Origin of the sequence: Thalassotalea sp. G2M2-11, from assembly GCF_017168195.1 — a bacterium.
Taxonomy (GTDB): domain Bacteria; phylum Pseudomonadota; class Gammaproteobacteria; order Enterobacterales; family Alteromonadaceae; genus Thalassotalea_E.
This window is the reverse complement of record NZ_JADNYL010000001.1, coordinates 296,589-322,752: the sequence shown is the minus strand read 5'-3', so window position 1 is coordinate 322,752 and position 26,164 is coordinate 296,589. Positions and strand designations below refer to the sequence as shown.

The window sequence follows — 26,164 nt, the reverse complement described above, 5'->3', positions numbered from 1 at the left end:
TCCATTGGTATAATAACAGCTTATGGCGCCGCTACATTTTCGAACAAGCTCAACCATTGAGTTTTGACTTGTTCAACCGACTCAGCCGTTTTGCCATCGAGTTTAGTGGTGTCAAAGAGCTTTATCGCCTTGTCTGCGTTATCTAGATAACAGTCATCTAGCTCATCACTTTGTTTTAATGAAATAAGAATTTTTAATAAACTGATGGCAAATTTTATACTGGTAGGTGCTAACTGAATTGCTTGTAAAACTGCTTCTAACGCGGGTTGCATACGTTTCTTTTGAAAATGTTCTACCGCCATATCATGCAGCTGCTTCGGCGTAAAATGAATATCGCTACGCTCTTGAGTTTCTTGTTGAATATAACGATTAACAACTTGGCTGGTCAGTGAATCACCCGAAATTTGGTTTTTAATTGATTCTAACAACAGCATGGCTTCTTCACGCATACCCAGCTCATGATACACTTTTACTTTATCTAAATTATCTTCAATTAGTGGCGTTGGACGAATAGAAATTTGATTTTCAACAATACGTTTTGCTTTTTCAGTTTCATTTCTGGCGTTACAAACGCGTGCTCGCGCCACATTGATCTGCTCTTTAAATAACGCGGCATCATCATACTCTGCTTCTAATTGCTGAATATGTCGTTCTGCTTGTTGCAGTAATTTATCAGCACCGCCATTAGTGATAGTGACCGCAAGATCTACCCCAGATCGAATAACGTTAAGTAATAATTCGGGCGAGTCATGAATAGAGTTTTTAGCGTTTTGGGCAATACTTTTTGTCGCTTGATATTGACCATGATGATCATGGTTAAGCCGTGCTAAATCCCAAGATTTCTTATTGCGTTCAATATTGCGTGGCGCTAGTGCAGTAGCTTTTTTGATCTCTCGATAGGCCTGATCATAATTCTCTTGTTCGATATAATATTGCGCTAACATATCATGAGTCGCAAAACGCGTTTCAGGCTTATCTTTTAAGGTATCAATCAACTCTTGTATATCTTCAATTCGACCTTGTTTTAATAAAGATTTGGCATAGCCAATATAAACCCATGAGTACTTATAAGTATTGAACAACTCTTTATAAAAGGTTTCTGCCTCTTTATATTCCAATAGGTTTAATAACGCTTCCCCCTTCATACGTAAAATATTGGGGTGAAAAGGCGCCAAACTTTTATCAAGTAAATGGCGATCAGCATAATAAATGACTTTTGAAAACTCACGTTCATCCATATTTTGATACAATTTATATAGCTGATTTTTCACTTGTAACGTTTGATCTAAACGCTTTTGCACTTTGGCAGGTTGTAGTGGTTTCACCCAAAAGTCATCTGGCTGCAATTCAATTATCGAGTTAACTAACGACTCACTGGTTTCAGTGCTAAGAAAAATTAATACGGTTGTTTTCTTTACATAGCCTTTAAACTTAAGCTCTTCGAGCAAATGAAAGCCATCTTTATCACTTTTTACATTAAACGAACAAATAATAATATCAAATTGCGTTTCACTACAAAGCTTAATACCGTAATAAGCATTTTGAGCACAACGAACCACTCTAATATCCATATTATACAAGGTGTGCTTTAAGGCATCATGAACTAAAGTATTGTCATCTATAATCAATACTTTTAAGTCGCGATGTTCACCAATAAAATTTTTAACCTGAGATCCCATTTGTTCAATCCAATGATTTGCATGACTGCAAATAATTACTCGCGACTTTTCTTTTTGTACATAATGACAAAATAGCGATTTTTTCTTGTTTGGTAAAGGCTTGCCAGCCGGTTATTTCATCTAGATGTCGATAACAGCCCAGACAAACATCTTGCTCATTTAAACAGCAATTTCGTATACAAGGACTTAAATTCTCATTATTGGGGAGTTTATTCATAATTAAATCGCCTGAGCAAAGTCCACTAACGTTTGATGCGCTGATTGCAATGTTTCTATCATAGGTTGCACACCTTTGCTTGCTTGTCGAACGGATTTTTTTGCTAACGCCTGACTTAATTGCTCTGTTACCTCAACCAACGCAGCAGCACTTAAAATGCGCGCAGTTCTATTGATAACTTCATTATAGTGTAATACTTGTTTTGTGTCTTTGCTCTCCCAGCCCTTTTGTAGCTGCTCAAGCGCATCACTGATGTCCTGCAGATATTCCTCTAGCATGAACACCGCAAGTTCTGGAGAACCTTGATGACGAGCGTAGTTTATCAAATCAAAAGCCTGCTCATACTCATTAGTTAATTTTTGACGATCTACTGGGTGAATTGGTGTTACTTGTTCAATTTTTTCTGCATTATTTTTAGGAGGCTTAGCTGATGTTTTCACCGGCTCTTTCTTATCACCAACAGCTGTTGGTGCAATTACAGCCACTGTTTTTTCGCCATAGCTTTCTTTCAGCCATGGTGACAGTAATTTTACTAAGTGATCAATATCTAATACATTGTCAATTTCACCACTTTGCCAATGGGGAAAATCTTTATGTCCCTTAGATTGCTGTTGAGTATGCCCCGCATGCTTAAGCGAAAAAACACCTCGTTTGATATTATTACCAACGGCTAACTTGACCCAAGGTGATAGAGCGAGCTGATTAATTAAAATGACATAGCGACCACTTTGCCAAAGATGAAGCAAGCTTTCGGGTTCACAAACGATATATGGCTGAAAACCTAACCACTGGATAATTTTGGATAATGCTTGCTGCTTAACAGGCTCAGAAACGCCAATGAGCACTTCAGTTTGCGTTTGACTGAACCGGTATTGTTTAAATACCTCTGCACTGACCAGTAAATTGTCTTGTGCACTACCTTTAACTAACTTGGTCAACCCTTGATAAAAACCACTCGGCGTTGCAACCAAATGAGTATCAGCAAATAAGCCATATTTTGCTAATCGATTATTAAATAATGACTGTAAAACCATTAATTTAGGTCGAATAGGTTTCGCTAAGTTATTGAGTTGTTGAGCAATCACATGACATTCTGCACTGTAACACTCTGGCCCGATAATAATTGCAGCTATCGGCTGACGTTTTAAATGATGATTGGTCAACAACTTATTCAAATGCTCAATACTTTGTACAGAGTCAAACCGACCATTAGCCTGACTAACCAAAGATTTTAGTTGCGCGGTTAAGCGCTTATTTTGACTAAAGGCAACAATCGTTGCTTCTTTTAAATCAGGCGCCTGTATTGTCGTTAACTTCTTATGGCCAATCAAAGTGATCGGCAAGGTAAAATTCAATTCAAAACATTGTTCAGACTCGATAAGCTGAAGATCATCGGCATGATTTACCTGCAACAACAGCTGCAGATAGTGTATCGCACTATAATTATTTTCACCTTCCCTTGTACTATTTACCAGTGCTTTTAGGTCATTAGGGACAGTACATGTATTTTGTTCGGCTTGAGCTTCAATCGAGATTTTGACCAATTGTTGTCCCGCATTTTTATCAACCACTGTCGCCCTAATAACAACATCAGCATTCAACGTATCTTGTAATGCCAGTTTGGCAAGGCGCATTAACACTTGGTGAAATAAAAACGGATTAATTCGCCCTTGCTCAATCAATATAGGGTCTTGATAATATTGTACTTTATTGCGTCTGACACTGGTAAATTGACTAATATTATGAATAAAAGCAAACAGTTCATCTGGCAAAGAAACATCACAAAGACCATCAACTTTCATTTGTTCCAGCTCAATGTGACTAACTTGCAGCTGTTGACACCAATCCAATATTCGGTACAACTGTCTAGCAACCTGTAATGATGAGTCATTACCGCCAACACTAGATTTTTGATTCTGTAACATTGCACGAACGGTCATCTGCGCTAATTGCTGACCCAAACGATGCAACGCTTGCTCTTGTTGAACTTGTTGCAACTGCAACGACTGTTCAACTTGCTGCAATTTATCAGTTAACTGATTTTGCAGTTCATTGTTGATCACCACACCATGCCACGCATCATGATAATATTGCAGGATCAGCTTGATCTCAGTGCCTGATCGTGTTGTCAGTGACTTTTCAAGCAATTGCTGATCAGCTTTTGCTTGCCTAACCTCAGCCAGAACCTCATGGAGATCTTGTTTTAAAAAGGCGTGTCGCCAATGCAAACATTGTGGCATATTTTGCGCTGACGGCTGATGAATTTGCTGCGAAAATAATAGGCTTCGCATTTGCTCTGAGAGCTGCTTTTGTGTACTTGAAAATAAAACTGTACTCGCTTGTTCAAACAACTGTAGAGCCTGCTGCTCAATCGTTGCCCTTAACGCTAAATAATCATCTTCACTGTATTTAGGCGTACTCACTTGCGCTAATAGTCGCAACATTTGCTGTTGCAGTGCCGACTGAGCAGGTATTTTTTCTTCACTGCCCGTTAGTTGTTGCTCAACAATACCCAGCGTAGCCTCATCGTAACGTTTTATTCGAGCCCGCATGCTCAACAATAGCCAGACAACGAATAGAGTAAGCACGCTTAATAACAAGCCCAGTATTAGTTTAACCTGCTGATGTGTGAATGAAGCTGACGAAGGAATAAATGATGTTATCAATGCTGCCAAGCCCATCGGCTGAATTTTTTCATCGCCATTACTTACTGGCGGTGCTGGTAATCGCTGTAGAATATTATCTAAGCCAAGCACAAACTCTTGCGCTAATCGCACTTGCCCTCGCCATTTTGCCATCACGCTTTGTTCACTGTATAGCAGCTTTTCTAGGGTATTTAATAACGTGACATATTGAGGCTGCTTGGTTTGACTATCAAATTGCTGATGCCATAACGCAATTGCCTCTGCTAATAACCGATTGTAATAATCAAAATCTTCCAATAAGTACTGTAAGGAGATGCGATTAAACAATACATACACTTGCTCAACAGCAAAAAGTGTCGTATTCACTTTTTCAAGCTGCGCTGAAACCTTCGCATAGGCGTTTACTCTAGATGTGGTAATGGCATCATTGACCTTATCTTGAACGATCTGTTGATACAATTTGCCTTGCTGTGACGCTAGTTCCTTACGGATACTTTTAAATTCATCAAGCACTAATTGCAATTGAATTAACGCGTTATCACGTAATAAGGCATTACGTTCTTTATTTTCTGCTAGTCGTGTAATCGACTCTTGTTGAGGTTGCAGCTGCGAAAGCAGTCGCGTTAATTGTCTTTTATTTGTTGAATCGCTCTCAGCTAGTTTTGTCAATTCAGCTATTAACTTTTGGTAGTCAGCTTGTAGCAAGTCTGCTGTTTTATGCTGCGCTAACTGAGCCATTAATAGTCGAATTCGATACTGTGTAGCAGCTTCATTCTCCACCTGTATATATTTAGGTAAAGTTTGCTGGGTAAACTGAGAATGTTGTTGCTCTTGAAAAACAAAGAGGCTAAAAATTGCTCCTAAAAGGCCTACTAAAATAAAGAGTAAAGCGTAAAATCGAGCATTTAGTTGCTGGTAAAAAGGAGTCGATGAATCCATGCTGACAATATCTGCCTTAAAGCATTTGCAAGCCAATATCGTAATATTCGCTCAGCGATAAAATAAATGACTCCAGTTTAGGGAATTGCAAAGCAGAATCAAACAAATTTATCTGTCTGCTTAAAGATCTAGCGTTTTTTACTGATCCAAGCCCATTCCATTTGGCATAAAATTGGTTGTTCCATACTTTGATCATAAATTTCAACAGGGATGATCATATCGCCCTTTTCACTTTCTTTGATCTGTTGTTGCTGCTCATCCGTTAAAGCAGCTATTGCGGTTAAATCTCCCTGCATTCTTCGCTTATAGTCAATCTTCATTGATTTCAGTAAAGGCAAACAGCTGTCGGGAACATTCATGCCAAAAACAATACCTGTTGCTGATTCTGCCAATACAGCGGCAGCCACCGCATGAATGCCACCAATATGGTTTTGTACTTTCTTACGATTAGCCAATGTAATTTCAACACGATTGGCAGTAACTGACTGAATGTTAATGCCTGAAGTGCCTGCAAATCTCACTTTAGTACAAAACAGTTTAGTCAATAAAAAAGGATGAAACCGTTTGGGTAATCGCTGCACTTTATTTATTAAACGACTAAATTGATTACTCATTACTACTCCTTCATGTGGGAACTAACTTTCAGCTAGGCTTAATGAAATGATATTGTGCCGCAAACTGGTCTGACCATAAAGTTTTTTTGCAAAAAAAAGCACCATCATGTGCTTTTTAATATTCTAAAATCAGTTACACGTTGAAAAAATGCTGCTGGTAAACCTTCAACTCGGCGATTGATTCTCGAATATCATCGAGCGCTAAATGCACGCCTTTTTTTTCAACTTTATCTAACACTTGTGGTTTCCAACGGCGAGCTAATTCTTTCACGGTACTGACATCAAGATTGCGATAATGAAAGTACTCTTCAAATTCAGGCATATACTTGTTAATAAAGCGACGATCTTGGCCAATACTATTACCACACATAGGTGAAACACCTTTAGGCACATATTGCGCTAAAAACTTCATCGTTTCGGCACTCGCTGTTGATAAATCCGTTGTACTTGCCCGACAACGTTGAGTTAAACCTGATTTACCATGGGTTTCAATACACCATTCGTTCATATTCTCTAATACATGATCTGGCTGGTGAATCGCAAAAACAGGCCCTTCCGCGAGAATATTTAACTGACTATCGGTGACTATACTGGCAATTTCTAAAATAACATCATGCTCAGGCTCTAACCCTGTCATCTCTAAATCTAACCAAATTAAATTGCTATCGCTGCAAGACATATTCGTCCCTTAACCTTTATTACCACTTGTTTTGAGCAATTCAAACACAAGTATTAGATGAATTATGATTTTGTCAGTATAATACGTGAGAATTAACTTCGATTGAAACACTTTTATCTGACGCGGTGTTTTAATGTAACTATAGACAATATGAAAATATCACGTGGCAAAAGCTAAAAAACTGACCAAAGGCCAAGTTCGGCGTATTAAAGCAAACCAAGCAAAAAAACTAAGCAACAAAGCCGAAAAAATTCAGTGGCAAGATGATGAGCTTGGTGAAGCACAATCTGGCACTGTGATCAGTCGCTTTGGTCAACATGCCGATATTGAAGCTGATGACGGCTCCATCTATCGCTGTAATATGCGTCGCTCAATCGATTCTCTCATTTGTGGTGATAAAGTCGTCTGGCGTCAAGGTAAACAAACCGAGCATAGCATCTCAGGTGTCATTGAAGCAGTACATGAAAGAAGCTCTGTGTTGAGCCGACCAGACGTTTATGATGGCGTTAAACCAATTGCCGCCAATATTAGTCAAATCATTATTGTCTCTTCCGTGTTACCCGCTTTTAATGCCGACATTATTGACCGTTACTTAGTTGCTGCGGAAAATACAGGTATTGAGCCAATCATCCTACTCAATAAAATTGATTTATTCACCGAAGAAAACCAAAAAGAAATCGAACAACAACTCGATATCTATCGTGATATTGGCTACCGCATCATCTATGTCAGTAACAAAACACAAGCTGGCATTGAGCAATTAAAAGCACAGCTACAAAACAACACCAGTATTTTTGTTGGTCAATCAGGGGTAGGTAAGTCAACACTGACTAACTCATTAATGCCTAATTTATCGGTACATACTCAAGAAGTTTCTGAAAATTCTGGCCTTGGTCAACACACAACGACCGTTGCACGATTGTATCACTTTGCTCAAGGTGGCGATTTAATTGACTCTCCGGGGATCAGAGAATTTGGTTTATGGCACTTAACCCCTGAACAGGTATGTCAAGGCTTTATTGAATTTGCAGATCATTTAGGATTATGTAAATTTAGAGATTGTAAACATCAGTCCGACCCCGGATGTGCTTTAGTTGCCGCCAGTTTAGCTAACCAAGTACACCCAAAACGTTTAGCCAGTTTTCAAAAAATATTAAACAGTTTAAATGAAAACACCTTAACTTCTCGCTTTAACTAGGAGCTATTGATCTTCACTTTGATAATTTTGCATATACTGAACGTCATTTAACTGATGTTGCGTTACTTCGGAATCATCAAGCAATATTTAAGTGACAATAATGCGTAAATCACGTTTAATTGTCCCAAAAAGGTTACAGCCACAAATAATTACATAGGAAAAATCAGTGTCTCTCGATAAAATTAAAATTGCCCTTCAATATGTGATGCCCAAACACGGTATTTCTCGATTAGTTGGTAAATTCGCTGCTGCTGAAGCAGGGTGGTTGACCACAAAGGCAATCAAATGGTTTATTAAAGCTTACGATATCAATATGTCCGAAGCTAAACTACAACACGCTGAAGACTTTAACACTTTTAATGACTTTTTTACCCGTGAGCTAGCCGACGGTGCGCGCCCGATTGATATGACACCCAATACCATATGCTATCCAGTTGATGGCGCCATTAGCCAGCAAGGTGAGATTGTTGATGGACAATTAATACAAGCAAAGGGGTTTAACTACAGCCTGACCAGTTTACTTGGCGGTGATGAAGCCACCGCGGCGCCATTTCAAGGGGGTAAGTTTTCCTGTATCTATTTGGCTCCTAAAGATTACCACCGAATTCATATGCCAATGGCGGCCACTTTACGAGAAATGATCTACGTGCCGGGCGAGTTATTCTCTGTGAATCCATTAACCGCGAACAATGTCCCTGATTTATTTGCACGTAATGAACGAGTGGTCACCATCTTTGATACCGCACACGGTCAATTAGCCATGGTGCTAGTTGGTGCCACCATAGTGGCTAGTATTGAAACCACTTGGGCAGGAACAATTACTCCTCCGGCAGGCAAAGATATCTTTCGTTGGACATATCCAGCCACAGGTGTTGATGCGGTTCACTTTGAAAAAGGTGATGAAATGGGACGTTTTAAATTAGGCTCAACCGTAATATCTACATTTAGCCCGAATATGGTTGAGTTTAATGCTAACGCTGGACCAAAAACGGTGACGCGCTTAGGCGAACATTACGCCGATATTGTCACTAGCGCAGTAGCGTCGAGCGACTAATGCTGATAATTGCTCATCGAGGGGCGAGTGGTGAATTTCCAGAAAATTCACTGCTCGCATTCGAGCAAGCAATCGAACAAAATTGTGATGGCATTGAACTCGACATTCAATTTCATCAACCCAGTAAAACCTTTATCGTGATCCATGATCAGCATATTATTGCCACCACATCGGTTAAAAAACATATAAATGATTTCAGTTTAGCCCAGCTTATACAACCGCCACTAGGGGATCAGCAACCTATTGTCACTTTAGCACAGGCGTTAAAGCATATTGCCGGCAGGACATTAGTCAATATTGAAGTGAAATCTTCAGCGGGTACTCAGCAAGAAATTACCGAGCAAATAAAATGTTTACAACAAAATATTCAACATGCGCTCATTCACGATCACTTTAACCAAGCACAATTCATTATTTCTTCTTTTAACCACCCATTTTTATATGCTTGCAAAAAAGCACTCCCGAGCATTTCAACGGCAGCACTTATCGCTCACCTTCCTCTTGAAATCGAAAGTTTCACAAAAGCACTAGACTGTCATTACTTAAACTTAGATGTTGCCAGTATAAATCAGCAAATTGTCACTAATGCGCATCAACTCGGTTTAAAAGTGTGGGTTTATACTGTTGATGAGTACTATGACCTAGCCCTTTGTCGCCAACTAAATGTTGACGCTGTATTTACCAACTTTCCTCTTAACAGCCGAACGAGTAAGGCGATTAAATGCCAAAATTAACCGCTGAGAATAAATCAAAATTTAAATAAGAAAACTCAACATGTTACAGATCAAAGAAAAAAATTTACATTTATAGTTGCTCAATTAACCAACACAAGATACGATTAAGTTCGTAATATTTCCGTCATGTTTTATTACTCAACTTATAAATTTTTTATTAAGGAAGTTTGATGGCTCACGAAAACCCTGGTACTAAGCCAACCGAAGCAGAGCTGACGTTACTCAATATACTCTGGAAATTAGGCCCTGCAACAGTTCGTCAGGTGCATGAAGCGGTAAGCGAAACACAAAAAACTGGCTACACCACCGTACTGAAAATATTACAAATTATGCATGAGAAAGCCTTAGTTATCCGTGATGAAAGCAATCGCGCCCATGTATATGCAGCAGCCAATAGCCAAGTACAAACGCAGTCATCATTACTAAAAGATTTAGTCACTAAAGCGTTTGGCGGTTCAACGTCAAAATTAGTTATGCGTGCTTTGGATGAATCCCACAGCAAAGAAGAAATTGCTAACATTCGTCAATTATTAAATGAATTAGAACAACAGGATTAAATAGGAAGGATACTTAGCAGAGTATGATGGAAAGCTTTATCGATAGCCCACAATGGTATAATTTAGCTTTAACCCTGATCCACTTTATTTGGCAAGGGGGCTTGATTGCGCTTGCTCTTAAAATATTATTAATATTAACGCCTTATCATAAAGCCCAGTTACGCTATACTTGGGCAACGCTTGCCATGTTAGCGAGCTTAATTGTTCCTGTTGTCACTTTTATTGCTATCTATCAACCTGATTATCAGCCGATAAGCTATTTTAGCAGTGATATCTCAACAATAATTAATCAACAAACTTTCACCGATAAAGACACTATTACTTGGTATCAAGAAATATTTGATGTCTTACCTTACATTTCACTATTGTGGCTTGCGACTGTTGGTTTACTATCAAGCAAGTTATTGATTGAGTTATATAATGTTAATCGTTTGCCTCAAGTGGCATCAATGGCACCGACGCAAGAACTGACAGAACGATTTGCTGAATTAGTACGAAAAGTGGGTCTGCGTAAAACACCTCGTTTACTGATCTCATTACAAACTGATATTCCTATGGCACTTGGTTGGTTAAAGCCTGTGGTGTTGATCCCTGCCTCGATGTTATCAGGTTTAACGCCTGCACAGCTGGACATGTTAATTTTGCATGAATTAGCCCATGTGCGCCGACATGATTACCTGGTTAACTTTATACAGACGATTGTCGAAACCCTGTTATTTTTCCATCCTGCGGTCAGCTGGATATCAAAACAAATGCGCAACGAAAGAGAATATTGCAGTGATGATGTAGCAGTTAAGATCAGTGGTAACCCTATTGCATACGCAAGAACATTAGCAGATACCGCATCGTTATGTCATCAACACAGGCATCACGCTATCCCCAATATGGCGATGGCGGCTTCTGGCGGCGATCTAAAACAACGCGTTGTACGATTGGTTGATCAGCATCATTGCTCTGCCAAAAATGATTCTGGAAAGTTTTTAGCCACGGTATTAATTGTTTTTTCTGTGGTGGCGGTATTTATCAAACCTTATTTGAACGCTAACGTTATCGACCTCACGTCTGGCCATATTTCATTCTTTCAAACAGCCAACGATTTTATTCAAAAGAAACCCGTTTCAGCTGGTAGTTTGTCAGCAACTTCTATCGCCCGTTTACTGTTACAAAAAGATAAAGAAGGATTAGTCGAGCCAGATGAACAGGTTATCGCTACCGCGAAACAAACCATAATTAAAGACAAAAATTCTGCGGTAGAAAAAGTAGTCAAGCTCGCTGACAAACCAGTGACTTCCACGACAGATGAGACGGGTAATCAAGCTTTATCAGCTCAAGCATCAACAGAAGATGAACAACTTATTGCTTTAACGGTTGAGCAAAATACCAGTAAATCTTCCAAGAGTTCAGTAACTGAACAACTGTTAACCGAGCAAATGGAACAATCAACAGCGGATCAAGCATTTGAACGAACAGATTCTCATCGACAAAAATCGCAGATCCATAATCCATATGCAGAACAGGTTGCAGATCTGGTCAACACTCCCACATACCAAGATAACCAGAGCGAAAATAAGCCTGTAGCAGTTGCGCCAGCTAAAACAAGCCCAAAACCAATTAAAAAACGCCCCCGCTACACTATTACTCGGGCTCAACAACCTGAACAAAAGCAAACGGTTAATATTCGTAAGCCCGCTGAGATCATCGCTTCTCCGGATCCTCGTTATCCCACAAATGCTAAACGTCGCGGTCTTGAGCTTGATGTAAAAATTAATTTCACCATAGATAAGCAAGGTAGGGTGAAAGATATTGTATTTGAGGAAAAAAGTAAGGTGAATTATTTCCGAAATGCAATTCGTAATGCATTATCTAAATGGCGCTTTCTACCAGCAAAATACAATGGTAAGCCGATAGAAAGCAGTATGTCTAAAATATTTTCATTCAGCTTAATGCGTTAGCTTTTTAGCTCGGTGTTTCATTTTTTGTACGATTTCTCGTTGTTCAGCTGTTAATACTTGCAACACTTTATGTCGGGTTTTAGCTCGTGTTAATGCGCCTGCAGTAAACTGCTCATGATATTGATGATGTAAGTTCAAAAATGCTTGCTCATCAAAAACCGCGGCAGCCATAAGCGAGCTAAGTTGCTCTTTAAAATCTTTTTTTGAAGCTTGATGAGTTTTCATCTCCGCTTTACTCTGAATAAATATCGCTTTAATTTGTTGTTTCTGCTCATCGCTCAAGTCAACTAATCGGTTTAATTGCTTTAACTTAGCCCCAACTGAAAACGGCTTGTGATGAGACCCTTGGTGCTCTTGAGGCATTTCATCTCCCCCTTTATGGGCATAACTATTAAAAGAAACAGATGAAGCTATCATGGCAATGAAAGCTGCAACGGTTAGCGTATTATTGATTTTTTTCATGGTTTACACTCCTTAATTAATTATCAAGTACAGTGTAACCATTGCAATGCAAAGAAACGCAAAGCAGTGTAAATGTTCTGTAAAGTTAACTCTTCTGTTTGCCAATTTGTGTATTATTAACGAAGAGCAACAAGGTATTACGTAACGATGAAACAAGATAAACACTTATTGATTATTGACGATGATAAAGCACTGACTGCACTACTCAGTGAGTATTTAGCCCAAGAAGGTTTCCAGATATCTTGCTGTCATGATGGTTTATCAGGTCTTAGCTTAGCCAGAGAAAACAATTATTCATTAATATTGCTTGATGTCATGATGCCAGGTTTAACGGGCTTTGAAGTACTTAAAGCCTTAGGCGGCACGCATAGCACTCCGATACTTATGCTGACCGCTAAAGGTGATGAAGCCGATAAAGTACTAGGTTTAAATCTCGGCGCTGACGATTATCTCGCTAAACCTTTTCAACATAGAGAGTTATTGGCACGGATCAATGCCATTTTACGACGAATTGAAAAAACACAAACACAGCAACAATCCTGCAAGCAATTACTCGTTAATCAGATAGAAGTTAAACCGACAACGCGCGAAGTATTTTGTCATCAACAGAGTATCGAGTTAACTGGCACAGAATATCAAGTACTTACTTTATTGATGGAAAACGTAGGCCAAATCGTTAGTAAACAGACAATCTCTGAACAAGTATTACAGCGAAAGCTAAGCCCTTTTGATCGCAGTATTGATATGCATGTCAGTAATATCCGCCGAAAATTTGCAGTCCATTGCTCTGACGATAAAGTTAAAACTGTGCGTGGTGCCGGCTATATCTTTCTTTCAGGCGAGTAACCCCATGACATTTATTAAAAAATATCTATCCTCAATCGCGGTTAAACTCTTTCTTTCCTTCTGGCTGATCACTATTTTATCCATTTCAATTACCCGCTTTGTCTCCATTCAGTTAGAACAAGAAAGTATTATAGTCCCCGTTGAGCCTAGCGATTTACGGCAACTACAGCGCATTAGCAAAAGAATTGATCATAAACAACCGAGCAGCGTTGAGTCGCTACTTAAGCACATTCCCATGCCAAATAATGTTAATTTATTATTGAAAGAGAATGATTCTTCCACTGTTTACGCTAATGCTAAAAGGCACCTTAGAGGTATTCAGCATTTTTTAGAGAAAAATAACTTAAGTAATGTCAGCACGATCCAGTTTCCTTTTGTCCGCTTAACTGGACCTAAAACCATCAACATTCAAGGCAAAGACTACCTACTCTATATCACCCATCGCACCAGACCACCGGCTATTGGCTCGATTATTATGCAACTCCCCATGTGGATAAGATACTTGATCCCTTTCGTGATCAGTTTCTTATTTTGTTGGATATTAGCCCGTACCCTCACGAGCCCATTAATCGCAATCAAAAAAGCATCAAAAGCCATCGGCAATGGACATTATGATACTCGGGTAGGCAAGGCCGTTAAACGCAGTGATGAAATTGGAGAAATGGCTACTAGCTTCAATCAAATGGCGGAAAAACTTGAAAACAACATTAATGCCCATCAACGCTTACTTGCAGATGTCTCGCATGAATTACGCTCTCCCATGACTCGTCTGCAAATGACATTAGGGCTTATTCAACAAGCCAATCATAATAATCCTACTGTCGATAAGCACCTATTACGCTGCGAGCAAGAAGTTACCCAACTTGATAGCATGATCAGCAATATCTTATCATTATCGCGTATGGAAAATAACTTTCAGGCCATTGAAATTAATGAAATTAACTTAAGCCAATTAATTGAAAAAGTGATTGAGGATAATCAGCTTATCGCCGAAGAAAAAGCGATTACCATTCACTTGAATAACGCAGGTACATTACAGCTTGATGGCAATGCATCATTATTAGGCAGTGCTATCAATAACATTATTATTAATGCCATTAAGTATTGCCAACAAAACGGTACTATTACCATTACCACCTCGGTGTTAAATGACAGCATACGAATCGCTATTGCCGATGATGGCATTGGAGTCGATGAATCTCTATTAGCCAAGTTATTTACCCCGTTTTATCGCGTATCGGATGCACGCGATAGAGACACAGGAGGTACAGGGCTTGGGCTTGCAATAGCCAAACAAGCCGTAGACCTTCACCATGGTAGCATTCAGGCAGCAAATAATCATAGCGGCGGGCTAACGATTACTCTAGAATTACCAATTAAACAGCTTAATCATTAAGGCAATGGATTAAATGTTAAAACGTTTACTGCTTATCGTTTTACCAGTTTGCACTATTGTTGTTTCATTTATGACTCATTCATCACAATTTTCTCAAGCACAACCTCAAGAACAAAATGATGCTATTCAACAATTTTGGCAAGCAGGTATCTTTTCCTCTTTTCAGGGGGTGGACGATAAACGCATTAATTATGCCGCATTTATTCACCAGCCCCAAGCACAGTGCCTAGTGATCTCTCCTGGTCGCTCTGAAAGTTATTTAAAATATCAAGAGCTAGCCTATGAATTGTTCCAGCAGAAAATCAATTTATTCATTATTGATCATCGCGGGCAAGGCTTGTCTGAGCGACTATTAGCGAATCGTTTTAAGGGCTACGTAAAGCATTTTGATGACTATGCAGATGATCTACACTACTTTATTGACAAGATCATTCCGCGTTACTGCCAAAGCCATGCCTTACCCAAAGTACTGGCGCATTCTATGGGGGGAGCGATAACGCTGCGAATGATACAGAAGTATCCAAATACTATTAGCACAGCCTTGTTATCTTCACCTATGATTGCCATTAACAGTGGTGGCTTACCTTTATGGCTCGCAAAATGGCTGGTTGAAGGAGGCCTGTTTTTAAATACCTTAATCAGTAATGATGCATGGTATTTTCTCGGTCAAGGTGACTATCAAAGTATTGCATTTGCCGACAATAAACTGATGCACTCACCAGAAAGATACCAAGCATTTATCGATTTATATCAACAAGTTCCGGAGTTACAACTTGGCGGCGTCACTTTCAATTGGCTCAAACAAGCGTTAACAGCTCACCAGCAGTTATTTGCTGAACTTGATAAAATCACGACTCCTTTAACCATTTTACAAGCAGGCAAAGATACAATTGTTGATAATCAAGCTCAAAAAGCGTTTTGTTCTGCACTAAACCAAGTCAGATCCGATACTTGTCAGTCATTGATTGTTATCGAAGACGCCTATCACGAAATATTATTTGAACAAGATAGTTATCGAGAGCAAGCACTCAGAGCCATTAAAAAATGGCTTGAGCAATAATCCCCGTTATTAAATTATTTCTTTGGTTCGCAACTCATGATCAACCACGGAAGATGGGTCGTGGTGAATAAACACTTCACAAGGGGCTAAGGCTTGCTCAATCTCTTTTTCAATCGTCTCCCCTATGCTATGAGCTTCAAGCAGGGATAAGTCATCATCAAGTTCTAAGTGAAACTGAATAAAGCGTTGATGCCCCGCTTGTCTTGTCCGCAATTCATGCATACCCAATGCTTTGTCATGGGTTAAAATGATTGCTTTTATTTTATCGACTTCTTCGGCTGAAAGTTCATGATCCATGAGGTGATGTACACTCATCCATATAATTTTTCCTGCACCAAGCATTAAGTGAATACCCACTATCAAGGTAAAAACACCATCGGCTTTATCCCAATAGCCTTGGCTTAAAAACAGTGCCGCTAACACGCCTAAATTTAAGATGAGATCTGATTGATAATGTAATGAATCAGCACTGATCGCTAATGATTTCGTCTTTGCAATGACTATTTTTTGTAAAACCACTAAAGCTAACGTTAATACGATAGCAATAATACTGACCCAAATCCCTACTTCACTATGCACTATCGCTTTTGGGGTGATCACCCGCTCAACACCGTTGATAATCAATAACAGCGCAGACCCCAAAACAAAAGCGGCTTGCACTAAGCCCGCCAAACTTTCGGCCTTCCCATGACCAAATTTATGTTCTTGATCCGCCGGTGCTAAAGCAAAACGTAAAATCACCACATTCATCAGCGAAGCAAATAAATCTAACATGGAATCAGTCGCCGAGGCTAACATGGCACTTGCATCTGTCATTAGCCAGGCATATAACTTTAACACCACCAATACTAAAGCAACCGCAGTTGCAGAAAGGGCCGCCAATCGAACCCAAAAGTCATAGGTTTGTTTAGTTGAATTCATAAACTTCCTGTATCAAATCATCTATCGTTACTACTAACTGCGTTAATTAATAGCTATCTATGTTTGTTCTATGCTATGCGCAAGGTATAATTATATCGAATTTTTCTCAAGAGATTATCAGATGTTAGACGTTGTGCTTTTTCAGCCACAAATTCCACCTAATACTGGCAACATTATTCGATTATGCGCCAATACAGGTTTTAGGTTACACCTTATTGAGCCATTAGGCTTTGATCTAGATGATAAAAAACTTCGCCGCGCAGGATTAGACTATCATGAATTTGCTGCGATAAAACGTCACAGCAATTACCAAGCTTTTCTTGAAGCAGAACAACCAAAACGAGTATTAGCCATCACCACAAAAGCGAGTAATTATTATGGAGATGTAAGCTTTGCTGAAGGTGACTATATTTTAATGGGCTCAGAAACAGCTGGTTTACCCGATGAAGTTAGGCAACAAATTCCCCAACAGGATAAAATTCGCATTCCTATGCTTGAAGGTAGTAGAAGCATGAACCTGTCTAACGCGACAGCTGTTATTATATTTGAGGCTTGGCGTCAATTAGGGTTTGCTGGCTCAGTTTAACGCTTAACGTAATTAAACATTTGAGTAACGCGAGCGCTACTCAAATGTCCGTTCGCGAGATAATAAGTCAGATGCCGCAACTCGTGCTTCTTTGTTGCAATATAATACTTGGTAAACCTGCTCGACTATTGGCATCTCAACACCTAAGCGTTGCGCCAACATATAGACTTCTTTGGTATTGCGATAACCTTCAACTACTTGACCAATATCTTCCATCGCCTGCTCAACAGAACTGCCTTGCCCTAAGGCTAAGCCAAACCGTCGATTACGTGACTGATTATCGGTACAGGTTAATACTAAATCGCCTAAGCCTGCCATTCCCATAAAGGTTGAAGGCTCAGCATTTAATGCCTCACCTAAGCGTGTCATTTCAACTAAGCCTCGAGTGATCAACGCTGTACGAGCATTGGCGCCAAAACCAATACCATCAGCCATACCCGCCCCAATCGCGATAACATTTTTAACCGCACCACCTAGTTGTACGCCAACAAAATCATTATTGGTGTAGACACGGAAGGTTTTTTCACAATGCAGTAAATCTGACAACTCACTCACAAAGGCGTTATCAGTAGATGATAATGAAATTGCTGTCGGCAACCCTGCTGCCATTTCCTTAGCAAAGGTAGGGCCAGAAAGCACCGCTAAAGAAACCTCGTCACCGAGAATATCACGAGCAACATCTTGTAATAAATTGCCTGTATCGGGATCTAAACCTTTAGTTGCCCATGCAATTTTCGCATTTGACCGTAATAGTGGTTTAATTTGTTTTAGCATGTCACCAAACGCATGGCTTGGTACCACCACTAAAATATTATCACTCGCCTGCACAGCTTGTGATAAATCACTTGTCAAAGCTAATGCCTGGGGAAAGCAACTGCCAGGCAAATACTTTTCATTACTACGCGTATTAGCCATCTGTTCAACATGATCAGTATTTCTGCCCCATAGAAGCGTTTGGTGACCATTTCGCGCAAAACAAATAGCCAGTGCGGTACCATACGATCCCGCACCAATCACACTAATTTTAGCCAATGGCTCAGTCATCGATTAGTGAGTTTCTGAACTTGCAGGTGCTTGCTCAGCTTGTTGTTCTTGCGAACGTTGCTGGACATACGACGCATACAAAGCATCAAAATTAACAGGTGCTAAGTTGATCTGTGGGAATGAACCACGATTCACTAAGCTCGCCACTGCTTCACGTGCATAAGGGAACAAAGTAGATGGGCAAAATGCACCAATAGTGTGTGCCAGTTGTGACGCAGGCAAATTACCAATAGTGAAAATACCCGCTTGTTGTACTTCCGCTAAAAACGCCGTTTGATCACCTACTGTAGCAGTCACTGTCAATGCTAATACAACTTCATAAGTATCATCAGTTAATTTCGCAGAACGCGTATCTAAGTCTAATTTTAACTCAGGTTTCCACTCTTGTTGAAAAATAGCTGGAGAATTAGGAGTTTCAAAAGAAATATCTTTGGTGTAAACACGTTGAATTGCAAATTGTGGCGCCGCTTGTTCTGCATTACCTTCGGTGCTGTTTTGGTTTTCGTCAGCCATTTTCTTCTTCCTATTGCTATGCGTTTCGCATGATAAATTTTAAATATTGAATGATAAAACAAGTACGCTATAGCGACTTATTCAACCATAAATCGAGTTGGTTTTGACCGTGTAGAGCGTATAAATCATCACAACCACCAACATGTTGGTCATGGATAAAGATTTGTGGAACCGTATAGGCGCCATTGCTACGTTCGATCATTTCTTCACGTAGCTTAGGATCATAACTAATATCAATTTCGTTATATTCCACCCCTTTTTGTTTGAGTAACATTTTCGCTCTCATACAAAAGCCACAAGTCATTTTACTGTATATTTCTACCGCCATTATCGACCTACTACTTAACAGTCATTTATTTTTTTACAACAGGCAATCCTGCTCCCGTCCAAGCGTTCATACCACCTTTCAACAAACTCGCTTTACTAAAGCCTGCTTTATAAAGTTGATTGGCCACTTTAGACGCAGTGATACCCGCCGTACATACCACTATAATGGGTTTATCTTTATATTTTTCAAGAGTGGCAAAGTCATTATTATTAACTTTCTCCGTCGATAGATGTTTTGCATCGATAATATGACTAGCCTTAAAATCTTTTTCTGTTCGAATATCAACAACAACACCATCCTCACGATTGACTGACAAGGTCAATTCTTGTGGGCTTAATTGCTTTATTGGTGATAACTTGATTTTAATGCTAGTAACGATGATCGCGATAAAAATACCGACCCAAGCAGCACTTAATATTGGGTGATTTGATAAAAAAGTTATAAATTGTTCCATAAACTATTCAATTGTGATTCACAAAAATTTTCGACAGTATACAGCCAAGTGCATTTTTTTACAGCTATATAGACACATTTATCGCAGCTTGGCGATGAAAATCACCTTGCGGCATTTAGATAGAACAATTTTATCTAGTAAGGTTACAGCAATTACACTATAGCCTTGATACAATAACGCTCATATTAACTATGAACCTAATCGAATAATTGGAAGTAGTATGCCAAACAAAAAATCCACTGTACTTATTATCTTAGATGGCTGGGGTTATCGTGAAAACCAAGACTCCAATGCCATTTACCATGCTAATACCCCGGTACTCGATAAGTTAATACGCGATTACCCAAATATGCTGATTGATACTTCTGGTATGGCGGTTGGTTTGCCTGACGGACAAATGGGTAACTCTGAAGTTGGTCACGTCAACTTGGGCGCGGGCCGTATCGTTTATCAAGACTTCACCCGTATCACCAAAGCAATAGCAGATAAAGAATTCTTCGATAACCCAGCCTTATGCCAAGCCGTTGATAAAGCGGTTTCAAATGACAAAGCCGTTCACATTTGTGGCTTAATGTCACCAGGTGGCGTACATAGTCACGAAGATCATATTTTTGCCATGATTGAACTGGCTCATCAACGTGGTGCGAAGCAAATATATTTGCACGCTTTTTTAGATGGTAGAGACACCCCACCTAGAAGTGCGCAAGCTTCATTAAGTAAAGCGCAAGAAAAATTTGCTGCACTAAATTGTGGTCAAATCGCATCGATTGTTGGACGCTACTATGCCATGGATAGAGACCAACGCTGGGATCGTGTTGAAACCGCGTATAATTTAATGACCTTAGGCGCAAGTGAATACCAATTTGATAATGCTGTTGATGCATTACAAGCCGCCTATGAACGTGATGAAAACGATGAGTTTGTCAAAGCTTCTGCCATCACAAACAAGCAAGGTGAAACCATCCACTTAAATGACGGTGACAGCTTAATTTTTATGAATTTTAGAGCCGATCGTGCCCGTCAGTTTACCCGTAGCTTTGTTCAACAAGACTTTGATGGCTTTGATCGAAAAACTACGCCAGCCTTAGCTGACTTTGTAATGTTGACCGAATATGCCGCTGATATCAAAACAAGCTGTGCGTTCCCACCAGCCAAATTAGAGAATGTATTGGGCGAGTGGTTAGAAAAGCATGATAAAACTCAGCTACGTATCTCCGAGACAGAAAAATACGCCCATGTCACCTTCTTCTTTAGTGGTGGTAAAGAAGATACCTTTAACGGCGAGCAACGTATTTTGGTTCCATCTCCTCAGGTAGCGACTTATGATTTGCAACCAGAAATGAATTCAACCTTGTTAACCGATAAGCTTGTCGCTGCGATTGAAAGTGGGGAACATGACTTTATTGTCTGTAACTATCCTAATGGCGATATGGTCGGCCACACTGGAAAATTTGATGCGGCAGTAAAAGCTTGTGAAGCGGTCGATCAAAGTATTGGACGAGTGATTAAGGCATTGCAAAACACCGGTGGTGAATGTTTGATCACTGCCGACCATGGCAATGCAGAACAAATGGCAGATAGCCAATCAGGTCAAGCCCATACCGCTCATACATGCGAACCAGTACCCCTTATTTATTTTGGTCGTCATGCAATACCCGCTAGCAAAGGAGCGCTTAGTGATATCGCCCCAACCATATTAAATTTGATGGGCATGGCACAACCTGATGAAATGACAGGTTCTAATTTGATGGAGCTTGATTCATAATACTTTCGCGTTAAGTGGATTCCCGACAGTAGATATGATGATAAAACAATCGATTATAGTTAAAAAACTAGCCTTGTCTCGGTTGAGATTAGCGCTAGTTTTTTTTGTGCAACTGATTACCCTTAGCATTATGGCGAGTTTTTCGCTAGTTGCCCAAGAGTCGACTAACGATAAACTTGAACAAGTTAAAAAAGAGATCAACCAACAAAAAGATACCATCAAAGCCGTCGATTTAAAGCGACAACAACTATTAGCTCAATTAAAGAAAAATGAATTGGCCATTGCTAAAGTCAGTAAATCACTGAATGCTACTCGCCAATCCCTCAATGCGACTCAACAAAAGCTCAGCGAACTGAAGCAAGAAAAACAACAGTTAACCGCCGAAAAAAAACAACAGGAAGTCATATTAGCGCAACAATTACGCGCCGCTTATTCCACGGGTAATCATGATTACCTCAAGCTGTTATTAAACCAAGAAGAGCCGGGTAAAGTACAACGCACCATTAGCTATTATCAGTACCTCAATAAAGCACGTATTAAAGAAATTGATCATTACCAAGCAACCATCGAAAAGCTCATTGACATCACCAACGAGCAACAGCAACAATCTCAACTATTGAGCCAATTACAACGGAAACAAAAAGATCAAAAGGCCTCATTACAAGCCAAAAATACCGCTCGCCAACAAACGATAAATCAACTTAATCATCAGTTACTCAGTTCGAAACAACAACTGGCAAAACTGCAACAGGAAGAAGAAAACCTCACCCAAGCCTTAGCCCGCATGGCGAGATTAAGTAAACAAGCCATTGATCTAAATGGCTTAGATAAGCTAAAGCGACAATTATCTTGGCCCGTTAAAGGGCGCATAAGCCGAAGCTTTGGCTCTCGTAAGCAAGGCTACTTAAAATGGAAAGGCGTATTATTATCAGCGCCTGTTGGCCGTGAAGTCAAAACCATTCACCATGGCACAATCTTATTTTCTGACTGGTTAAAAGGTTACGGGCTAGTCACCGTAGTTGATCACGGCAAAGGCTATATGAGTTTATATGGCCATAATCAAGCGTTACTTAAATCTGTTGGCGATCGTGTTGAAACAGGAGAGCCTATTGCACTTGTTGGCCAAAGTGGTGGACAAAGCCAATCAGCCCTTTACTTTGAAATTCGCCATAATGGCCAAGCCGTCAACCCTAAACTATGGTGCAAATAACAAGGATTGAACTTCATCGTCTATCTCTGACACAGTTATTGCTCGATTAAGCTAAAACTAACTGATAAGCTATCACTTTATTTTTGTCTTGCTGTTTTATTTTGCGTACTTTAATTACCTTAGCCCTGTTACTTTTATCTCACATTTGCTTGGCGGAACAGGCGAAAGTTGCAATTATTATTGATGATATTGGCTATCGAAAAACCGATAGTCATGTACTAAAGCTTCCTGGCAATCTAACCCTAGCTATTTTACCGCATACCCCATTTGGTCCAAGCTTAGCTAAAAAAGCTTATGAGCAAAATAAAGATGTAATTTTACATATTCCAATGGAATCAGAGAGTGATAAATTACTAGGGCCAGGTGCGTTAATTTCCTCTATGGATGAACAAGCAATAAGGGATAGTTTACAAGCCTCTTTTGACGAAATCCCCTTTGCCATTGGTATTAATAACCATATGGGTAGCAAACTCACTCAGCAATACTCACCGATGGCGTGGACCATGCGTTACCTCAAAGATCATCAGTTATTATTTGTTGATAGCGTCACCACACAACACTCTAAAGCACGAAAAATAGCGCGTCATTATGGCGTGCCCAGTTTAAGTAGGCATTTATTTCTAGATAATCAATTAACTCAAACATACATCAGTGGCCAATTCGCTCAATTAGTACGTCAGGCAAAAAAATATAAACGCGTGGTGGCAATTGCCCATCCTCACCCAGAAACTGTCACCGCATTAAGTTATTTAATTCCTCAATTAGCAAGTCACGACATAGAACTAGTCGGTATCTCTGAGCTATTGCCGCCAAAAATCAACGAACAACAATTATTACACACAGATTAGTAGCTAAAGGCATATCTTAGTTGGGCGATAAAAGAACTTTGTTATTACCTCATAACACGATTAAAATACCAAGAGTATTTAGACAATAAATTTAAGGACATCATGAAAGTTACCGTATTTGGCGTTGGCTATGTCGGCTTAGTACAAGCAGCTGTACTAGCCTCTGTTGGACACGATGTAATGTGTGTCGATCTTGATGAGAATAAAATCGACAACCTTAAAAAAGGAATCATTCCTATTTACGAGCCTGGCTTAACCCCGCTGGTTGAAGAAACCTATCAAAATGGCTTACTACACTTTACCACTGATGCACAAGAAGGCATTGAACACGGCATTCTTCAATTAATTGCCGTAGGCACGCCGCCTGATGAGGATGGTTCCGCGGACCTTAAATATGTATTAGCCGTGGCTGAAACCATTGCTACTCATATGAATGAAAGCAAAATCATCGTAAATAAATCAACCGTACCGGTAGGCACCGCAGATAAAGTGTCGGCTAAAGTTAACGAGGTGCTTGCTAAGCGTGCTGTAAATATTGATTTTGATGTGGTTTCAAACCCTGAATTTTTAAAAGAAGGTGCCGCCGTTAGTGACTGCATGAAGCCAGATCGCATTGTTGTCGGCACAGAAAACAAACAATCACGACAAGCAATGCGTGAGCTATATGCGCCATTTAATCGTAATCATGATCGCATGATATTTATGGATGTTCGCTCCGCTGAACTCACAAAGTATGCCGCAAATTGCATGCTGGCGACTAAAATTTCGTTTATGAATGAAATGTCTAACTTAGCGGAATTATTAGGGGCTGACATTGAAGCCGTCAGACATGGTATTGGCTCAGATTCTCGTATTGGTTATCAATTCATATATCCAGGCTGTGGTTATGGCGGTTCTTGCTTCCCTAAAGATGTACAAGCACTGATTCGTACGGCCAATGGCATTGATTACCAACCAGCGTTACTCGAAGCGGTTGAGTCAGTCAATTACGCACAGAAGCAAAAGCTCTTCAAGCATTTGCATCAACATTTTAATGGTGATTTATCCGGCAAAACTATCGCACTATGGGGGCTTTCATTTAAACCACAAACCGATGATATGCGTGAAGCGTCATCAATCGTGTTAATGAACGCCTTATGGGAAGCAGGCGCAAATGTTCAGGCTTATGATCCTGAAGCCATGGAAGAATGCCAACGTATTTTTGGTCACCGAGAAGATTTGGCGCTTATGGGGACCAAAGAATCTGCCCTTAAAGGCGCTGATGCACTAGTGGTCTGTACTGAGTGGAGTCAATTTAGAGCGCCAGATTTTCAATTAATCGCCCAATCGCTTAGTCATAACGTGATTGTTGATGGTCGCAACCTTTACGATCCTCAGCTATTAAAAGCTCGTGGTTTTGCCTATTATGCCATTGGTCGTGGTGATAGCGTTAAAAAGGTCAACTAATGAAATATTTAGTCACCGGCGCTGCTGGTTTTATTGGCTACTATGTCGCAAAAGCGCTCTGTGAGCAGGGACACCAAGTTATCGGCTTAGATAATCTGAATGATTACTACCATGTAAAGCTTAAATTGGCACGTTTGGCGCAACTAAAACAAGATGCTAACTTTTCATTTATTCAGCTTGACCTTGCTGATCGACAAGGTATTGCATCCTTGTTTAAACAAGAGGGGTTTAATCGTGTTATCCATTTAGCAGCCCAAGCGGGTGTCAGGTACTCAATTGATAACCCAATGGCATATGCCGATGCAAATTTAATCGGTCACTTAACCATATTAGAAGGCTGTCGCCAGCATAATGTCGAACATTTAGTCTACGCATCCTCCAGCTCAGTTTATGGGTTAAATGCCAAAACCCCATTTTCAACATCAGACAGTGTTGACCACCCTATTTCACTCTACGCAGCAACAAAGAAATCCAATGAGTTGATGTCGCATACCTATTCACATTTATATGGCATTCCAACTACCGGCTTGCGCTTTTTTACTGTGTATGGCCCTTGGGGTCGACCTGATATGGCGTTATTTAAATTTACCAAAGCGATAATTGAAGGCAATGCTATTGATGTTTATAACCACGGCGATATGCGCCGTGATTTCACTTATATCGATGATATCGTAGAAGGCATCCTTCGTATTCAGGCTATTATTCCTCAAGCGGATCTAAATTGGTCAGTGGATAGCGGCGCTGCGTCAAACAGTTCGGCCCCCTACAAAATATTCAATATTGGTAATGGTAATCCAGTTAAACTGCTCGATTTTATTGAATCACTTGAGCAATCGTTAGGGCTCAAAGCAGAAAAAAATCTGCTACCGATGCAAGCAGGTGATGTCTATCAAACTTATGCGGATGTCGAGGATTTATTTAAAATCACGGGTTATAAGCCTTCGGTTAAAGTAGCTGATGGTGTTGAAGCCTTTGTCCGGTGGTATAAAAACTTCTACCAAAAACACTAATATCTCG

At 39.9% G+C, this 26,164-nt stretch carries 25 protein-coding genes; 14 read left to right on the top strand and 11 right to left on the bottom strand.

What is annotated here, in order from left to right; genetic code table 11:
• Positions 1 to 20: 20 nt before the first annotated feature.
• From IV514_RS01350 to orn, 5 genes are all read right to left on the bottom strand, one after another.
• Positions 21 to 1,679, bottom strand: coding sequence for a response regulator (locus IV514_RS01350; RefSeq protein ID WP_206483121.1), 1,659 nt, complete (start codon positions 1,677 to 1,679; stop codon positions 21 to 23).
• 4 nt (positions 1,680 to 1,683) lie between these two features.
• Positions 1,684 to 1,896, bottom strand: a complete 213-nt coding sequence (locus tag IV514_RS01345; protein WP_206483120.1) for a DUF1289 domain-containing protein — start codon at positions 1,894 to 1,896, stop codon at positions 1,684 to 1,686.
• 2 nt (positions 1,897 to 1,898) lie between these two features.
• Entirely contained in the window at positions 1,899 to 5,480 is a 3,582-nt protein-coding gene (locus tag IV514_RS01340; protein ID WP_206483119.1) for a hypothetical protein, read from the bottom strand.
• Between the two features lie 128 nt (positions 5,481 to 5,608).
• Positions 5,609 to 6,094, bottom strand: a complete 486-nt coding sequence (locus tag IV514_RS01335; protein WP_206483118.1) for a DUF4442 domain-containing protein — start codon at positions 6,092 to 6,094, stop codon at positions 5,609 to 5,611.
• 133 nt (positions 6,095 to 6,227) lie between these two features.
• Positions 6,228 to 6,773 carry an oligoribonuclease gene (orn, locus tag IV514_RS01330; protein ID WP_206483117.1) on the bottom strand — a complete coding sequence of 182 codons (546 nt, stop codon included), beginning with the start codon at positions 6,771 to 6,773 and terminating at the stop codon, positions 6,228 to 6,230.
• Positions 6,774 to 6,936: 163 nt separating this feature from the next.
• Here orn and rsgA point away from each other — a divergent pair, with 163 nt between their 5' ends.
• From rsgA to IV514_RS01305, 5 genes are all read left to right on the top strand, one after another.
• The gene (gene rsgA, locus IV514_RS01325) at positions 6,937 to 7,971 is read left to right on the top strand and encodes a small ribosomal subunit biogenesis GTPase RsgA (RefSeq protein ID WP_206483116.1); all 1,035 of its coding nucleotides are present in this window, start codon (positions 6,937 to 6,939) and stop codon (positions 7,969 to 7,971) included.
• Positions 7,972 to 8,137: 166 nt separating this feature from the next.
• On the top strand, positions 8,138 to 9,025 hold the full coding sequence (asd, locus tag IV514_RS01320) for an archaetidylserine decarboxylase (RefSeq protein WP_346776884.1): 888 nt from the start codon (positions 8,138 to 8,140) through the stop codon (positions 9,023 to 9,025).
• Positions 9,025 to 9,759, top strand: a complete 735-nt coding sequence (locus IV514_RS01315) for a glycerophosphodiester phosphodiesterase (RefSeq protein ID WP_206483115.1) — start codon at positions 9,025 to 9,027, stop codon at positions 9,757 to 9,759. The genes asd and IV514_RS01315 overlap by 1 nt, the downstream gene beginning before the upstream one ends.
• A 170-nt stretch (positions 9,760 to 9,929) precedes the next feature.
• A complete protein-coding gene (locus IV514_RS01310) occupies positions 9,930 to 10,316 on the top strand; it encodes a BlaI/MecI/CopY family transcriptional regulator (RefSeq protein ID WP_206483114.1) in 387 nt (128 codons plus the stop codon).
• Between the two features lie 23 nt (positions 10,317 to 10,339).
• The gene (locus IV514_RS01305; RefSeq protein ID WP_206483113.1) at positions 10,340 to 12,268 is read left to right on the top strand and encodes a M56 family metallopeptidase; all 1,929 of its coding nucleotides are present in this window, start codon (positions 10,340 to 10,342) and stop codon (positions 12,266 to 12,268) included.
• Here the strand turns inward: IV514_RS01305 and IV514_RS01300 are convergent.
• Positions 12,257 to 12,730 (bottom strand): Spy/CpxP family protein refolding chaperone, encoded by a 474-nt coding sequence (locus IV514_RS01300; RefSeq protein WP_206483112.1) that lies wholly within the window; start codon positions 12,728 to 12,730, stop codon positions 12,257 to 12,259. The two genes, IV514_RS01305 and IV514_RS01300, sit on opposite strands and share 12 nt — an antisense overlap.
• Positions 12,731 to 12,877: 147 nt before the next feature.
• Between IV514_RS01300 and IV514_RS01295 the strand changes: the two genes are divergently transcribed.
• The 3 genes from IV514_RS01295 to IV514_RS01285 all read left to right on the top strand — a co-directional run bounded on the left by IV514_RS01295 (position 12,878) and on the right by IV514_RS01285 (position 16,032).
• Entirely contained in the window at positions 12,878 to 13,576 is a 699-nt protein-coding gene (locus IV514_RS01295; RefSeq protein WP_206483111.1) for a response regulator transcription factor, read from the top strand.
• A gap of 4 nt (positions 13,577 to 13,580) precedes the next feature.
• Positions 13,581 to 14,972, top strand: coding sequence for an ATP-binding protein (locus IV514_RS01290; RefSeq protein WP_206483110.1), 1,392 nt, complete (start codon positions 13,581 to 13,583; stop codon positions 14,970 to 14,972).
• Positions 14,973 to 15,042: 70 nt separating this feature from the next.
• Entirely contained in the window at positions 15,043 to 16,032 is a 990-nt protein-coding gene (locus IV514_RS01285) for an alpha/beta fold hydrolase (protein WP_206483109.1), read from the top strand.
• Positions 16,033 to 16,041: 9 nt separating this feature from the next.
• Here the strand turns inward: IV514_RS01285 and IV514_RS01280 are convergent, their stop codons facing one another.
• Complete coding sequence (locus IV514_RS01280; protein ID WP_206483108.1) at positions 16,042 to 16,953, bottom strand: cation diffusion facilitator family transporter; 912 nt, start codon at positions 16,951 to 16,953, stop codon at positions 16,042 to 16,044.
• 121 nt (positions 16,954 to 17,074) lie between these two features.
• Here IV514_RS01280 and trmL point away from each other — a divergent pair, with 121 nt between their 5' ends.
• Positions 17,075 to 17,539, top strand: coding sequence for a tRNA (uridine(34)/cytosine(34)/5-carboxymethylaminomethyluridine(34)-2'-O)-methyltransferase TrmL (gene trmL / locus IV514_RS01275; protein WP_206483107.1), 465 nt, complete (start codon positions 17,075 to 17,077; stop codon positions 17,537 to 17,539).
• Between the two features lie 36 nt (positions 17,540 to 17,575).
• Here the strand turns inward: trmL and gpsA are convergent, their stop codons facing one another.
• From gpsA to IV514_RS01255, 4 genes are all read right to left on the bottom strand, one after another.
• Positions 17,576 to 18,583: an NAD(P)H-dependent glycerol-3-phosphate dehydrogenase gene (gpsA, locus tag IV514_RS01270; protein ID WP_206483106.1), complete on the bottom strand. Its 1,008-nt coding sequence runs from the start codon at positions 18,581 to 18,583 to the stop codon at positions 17,576 to 17,578.
• A 3-nt stretch (positions 18,584 to 18,586) separates the two neighbouring features.
• Positions 18,587 to 19,096, bottom strand: coding sequence for a protein-export chaperone SecB (gene secB, locus IV514_RS01265; protein ID WP_206483105.1), 510 nt, complete (start codon positions 19,094 to 19,096; stop codon positions 18,587 to 18,589).
• 67 nt (positions 19,097 to 19,163) lie between these two features.
• Entirely contained in the window at positions 19,164 to 19,427 is a 264-nt protein-coding gene (grxC, locus tag IV514_RS01260; protein WP_206483982.1) for a glutaredoxin 3, read from the bottom strand.
• A 22-nt stretch (positions 19,428 to 19,449) separates the two neighbouring features.
• Positions 19,450 to 19,878, bottom strand: coding sequence for a rhodanese-like domain-containing protein (locus tag IV514_RS01255; protein ID WP_206483104.1), 429 nt, complete (start codon positions 19,876 to 19,878; stop codon positions 19,450 to 19,452).
• Positions 19,879 to 20,098: 220 nt separating this feature from the next.
• Between IV514_RS01255 and gpmM the strand changes: the two genes are divergently transcribed.
• From gpmM to IV514_RS01230, 5 genes are all read left to right on the top strand, one after another.
• Complete coding sequence (gene gpmM / locus IV514_RS01250) at positions 20,099 to 21,643, top strand: 2,3-bisphosphoglycerate-independent phosphoglycerate mutase (RefSeq protein ID WP_206483103.1); 1,545 nt, start codon at positions 20,099 to 20,101, stop codon at positions 21,641 to 21,643.
• Positions 21,644 to 21,749: 106 nt separating this feature from the next.
• The gene (locus IV514_RS01245) at positions 21,750 to 22,853 is read left to right on the top strand and encodes a peptidoglycan DD-metalloendopeptidase family protein (RefSeq protein WP_206483102.1); all 1,104 of its coding nucleotides are present in this window, start codon (positions 21,750 to 21,752) and stop codon (positions 22,851 to 22,853) included.
• 101 nt (positions 22,854 to 22,954) lie between these two features.
• Entirely contained in the window at positions 22,955 to 23,701 is a 747-nt protein-coding gene (locus IV514_RS01240; protein WP_241242136.1) for a divergent polysaccharide deacetylase family protein, read from the top strand.
• A gap of 102 nt (positions 23,702 to 23,803) precedes the next feature.
• Entirely contained in the window at positions 23,804 to 25,147 is a 1,344-nt protein-coding gene (locus tag IV514_RS01235) for a UDP-glucose/GDP-mannose dehydrogenase family protein (RefSeq protein WP_206483101.1), read from the top strand.
• A complete protein-coding gene (locus IV514_RS01230) occupies positions 25,147 to 26,157 on the top strand; it encodes an NAD-dependent epimerase (RefSeq protein ID WP_206483100.1) in 1,011 nt (336 codons plus the stop codon). The genes IV514_RS01235 and IV514_RS01230 overlap by 1 nt, the downstream gene beginning before the upstream one ends.
• Positions 26,158 to 26,164 lie beyond the last annotated feature (7 nt).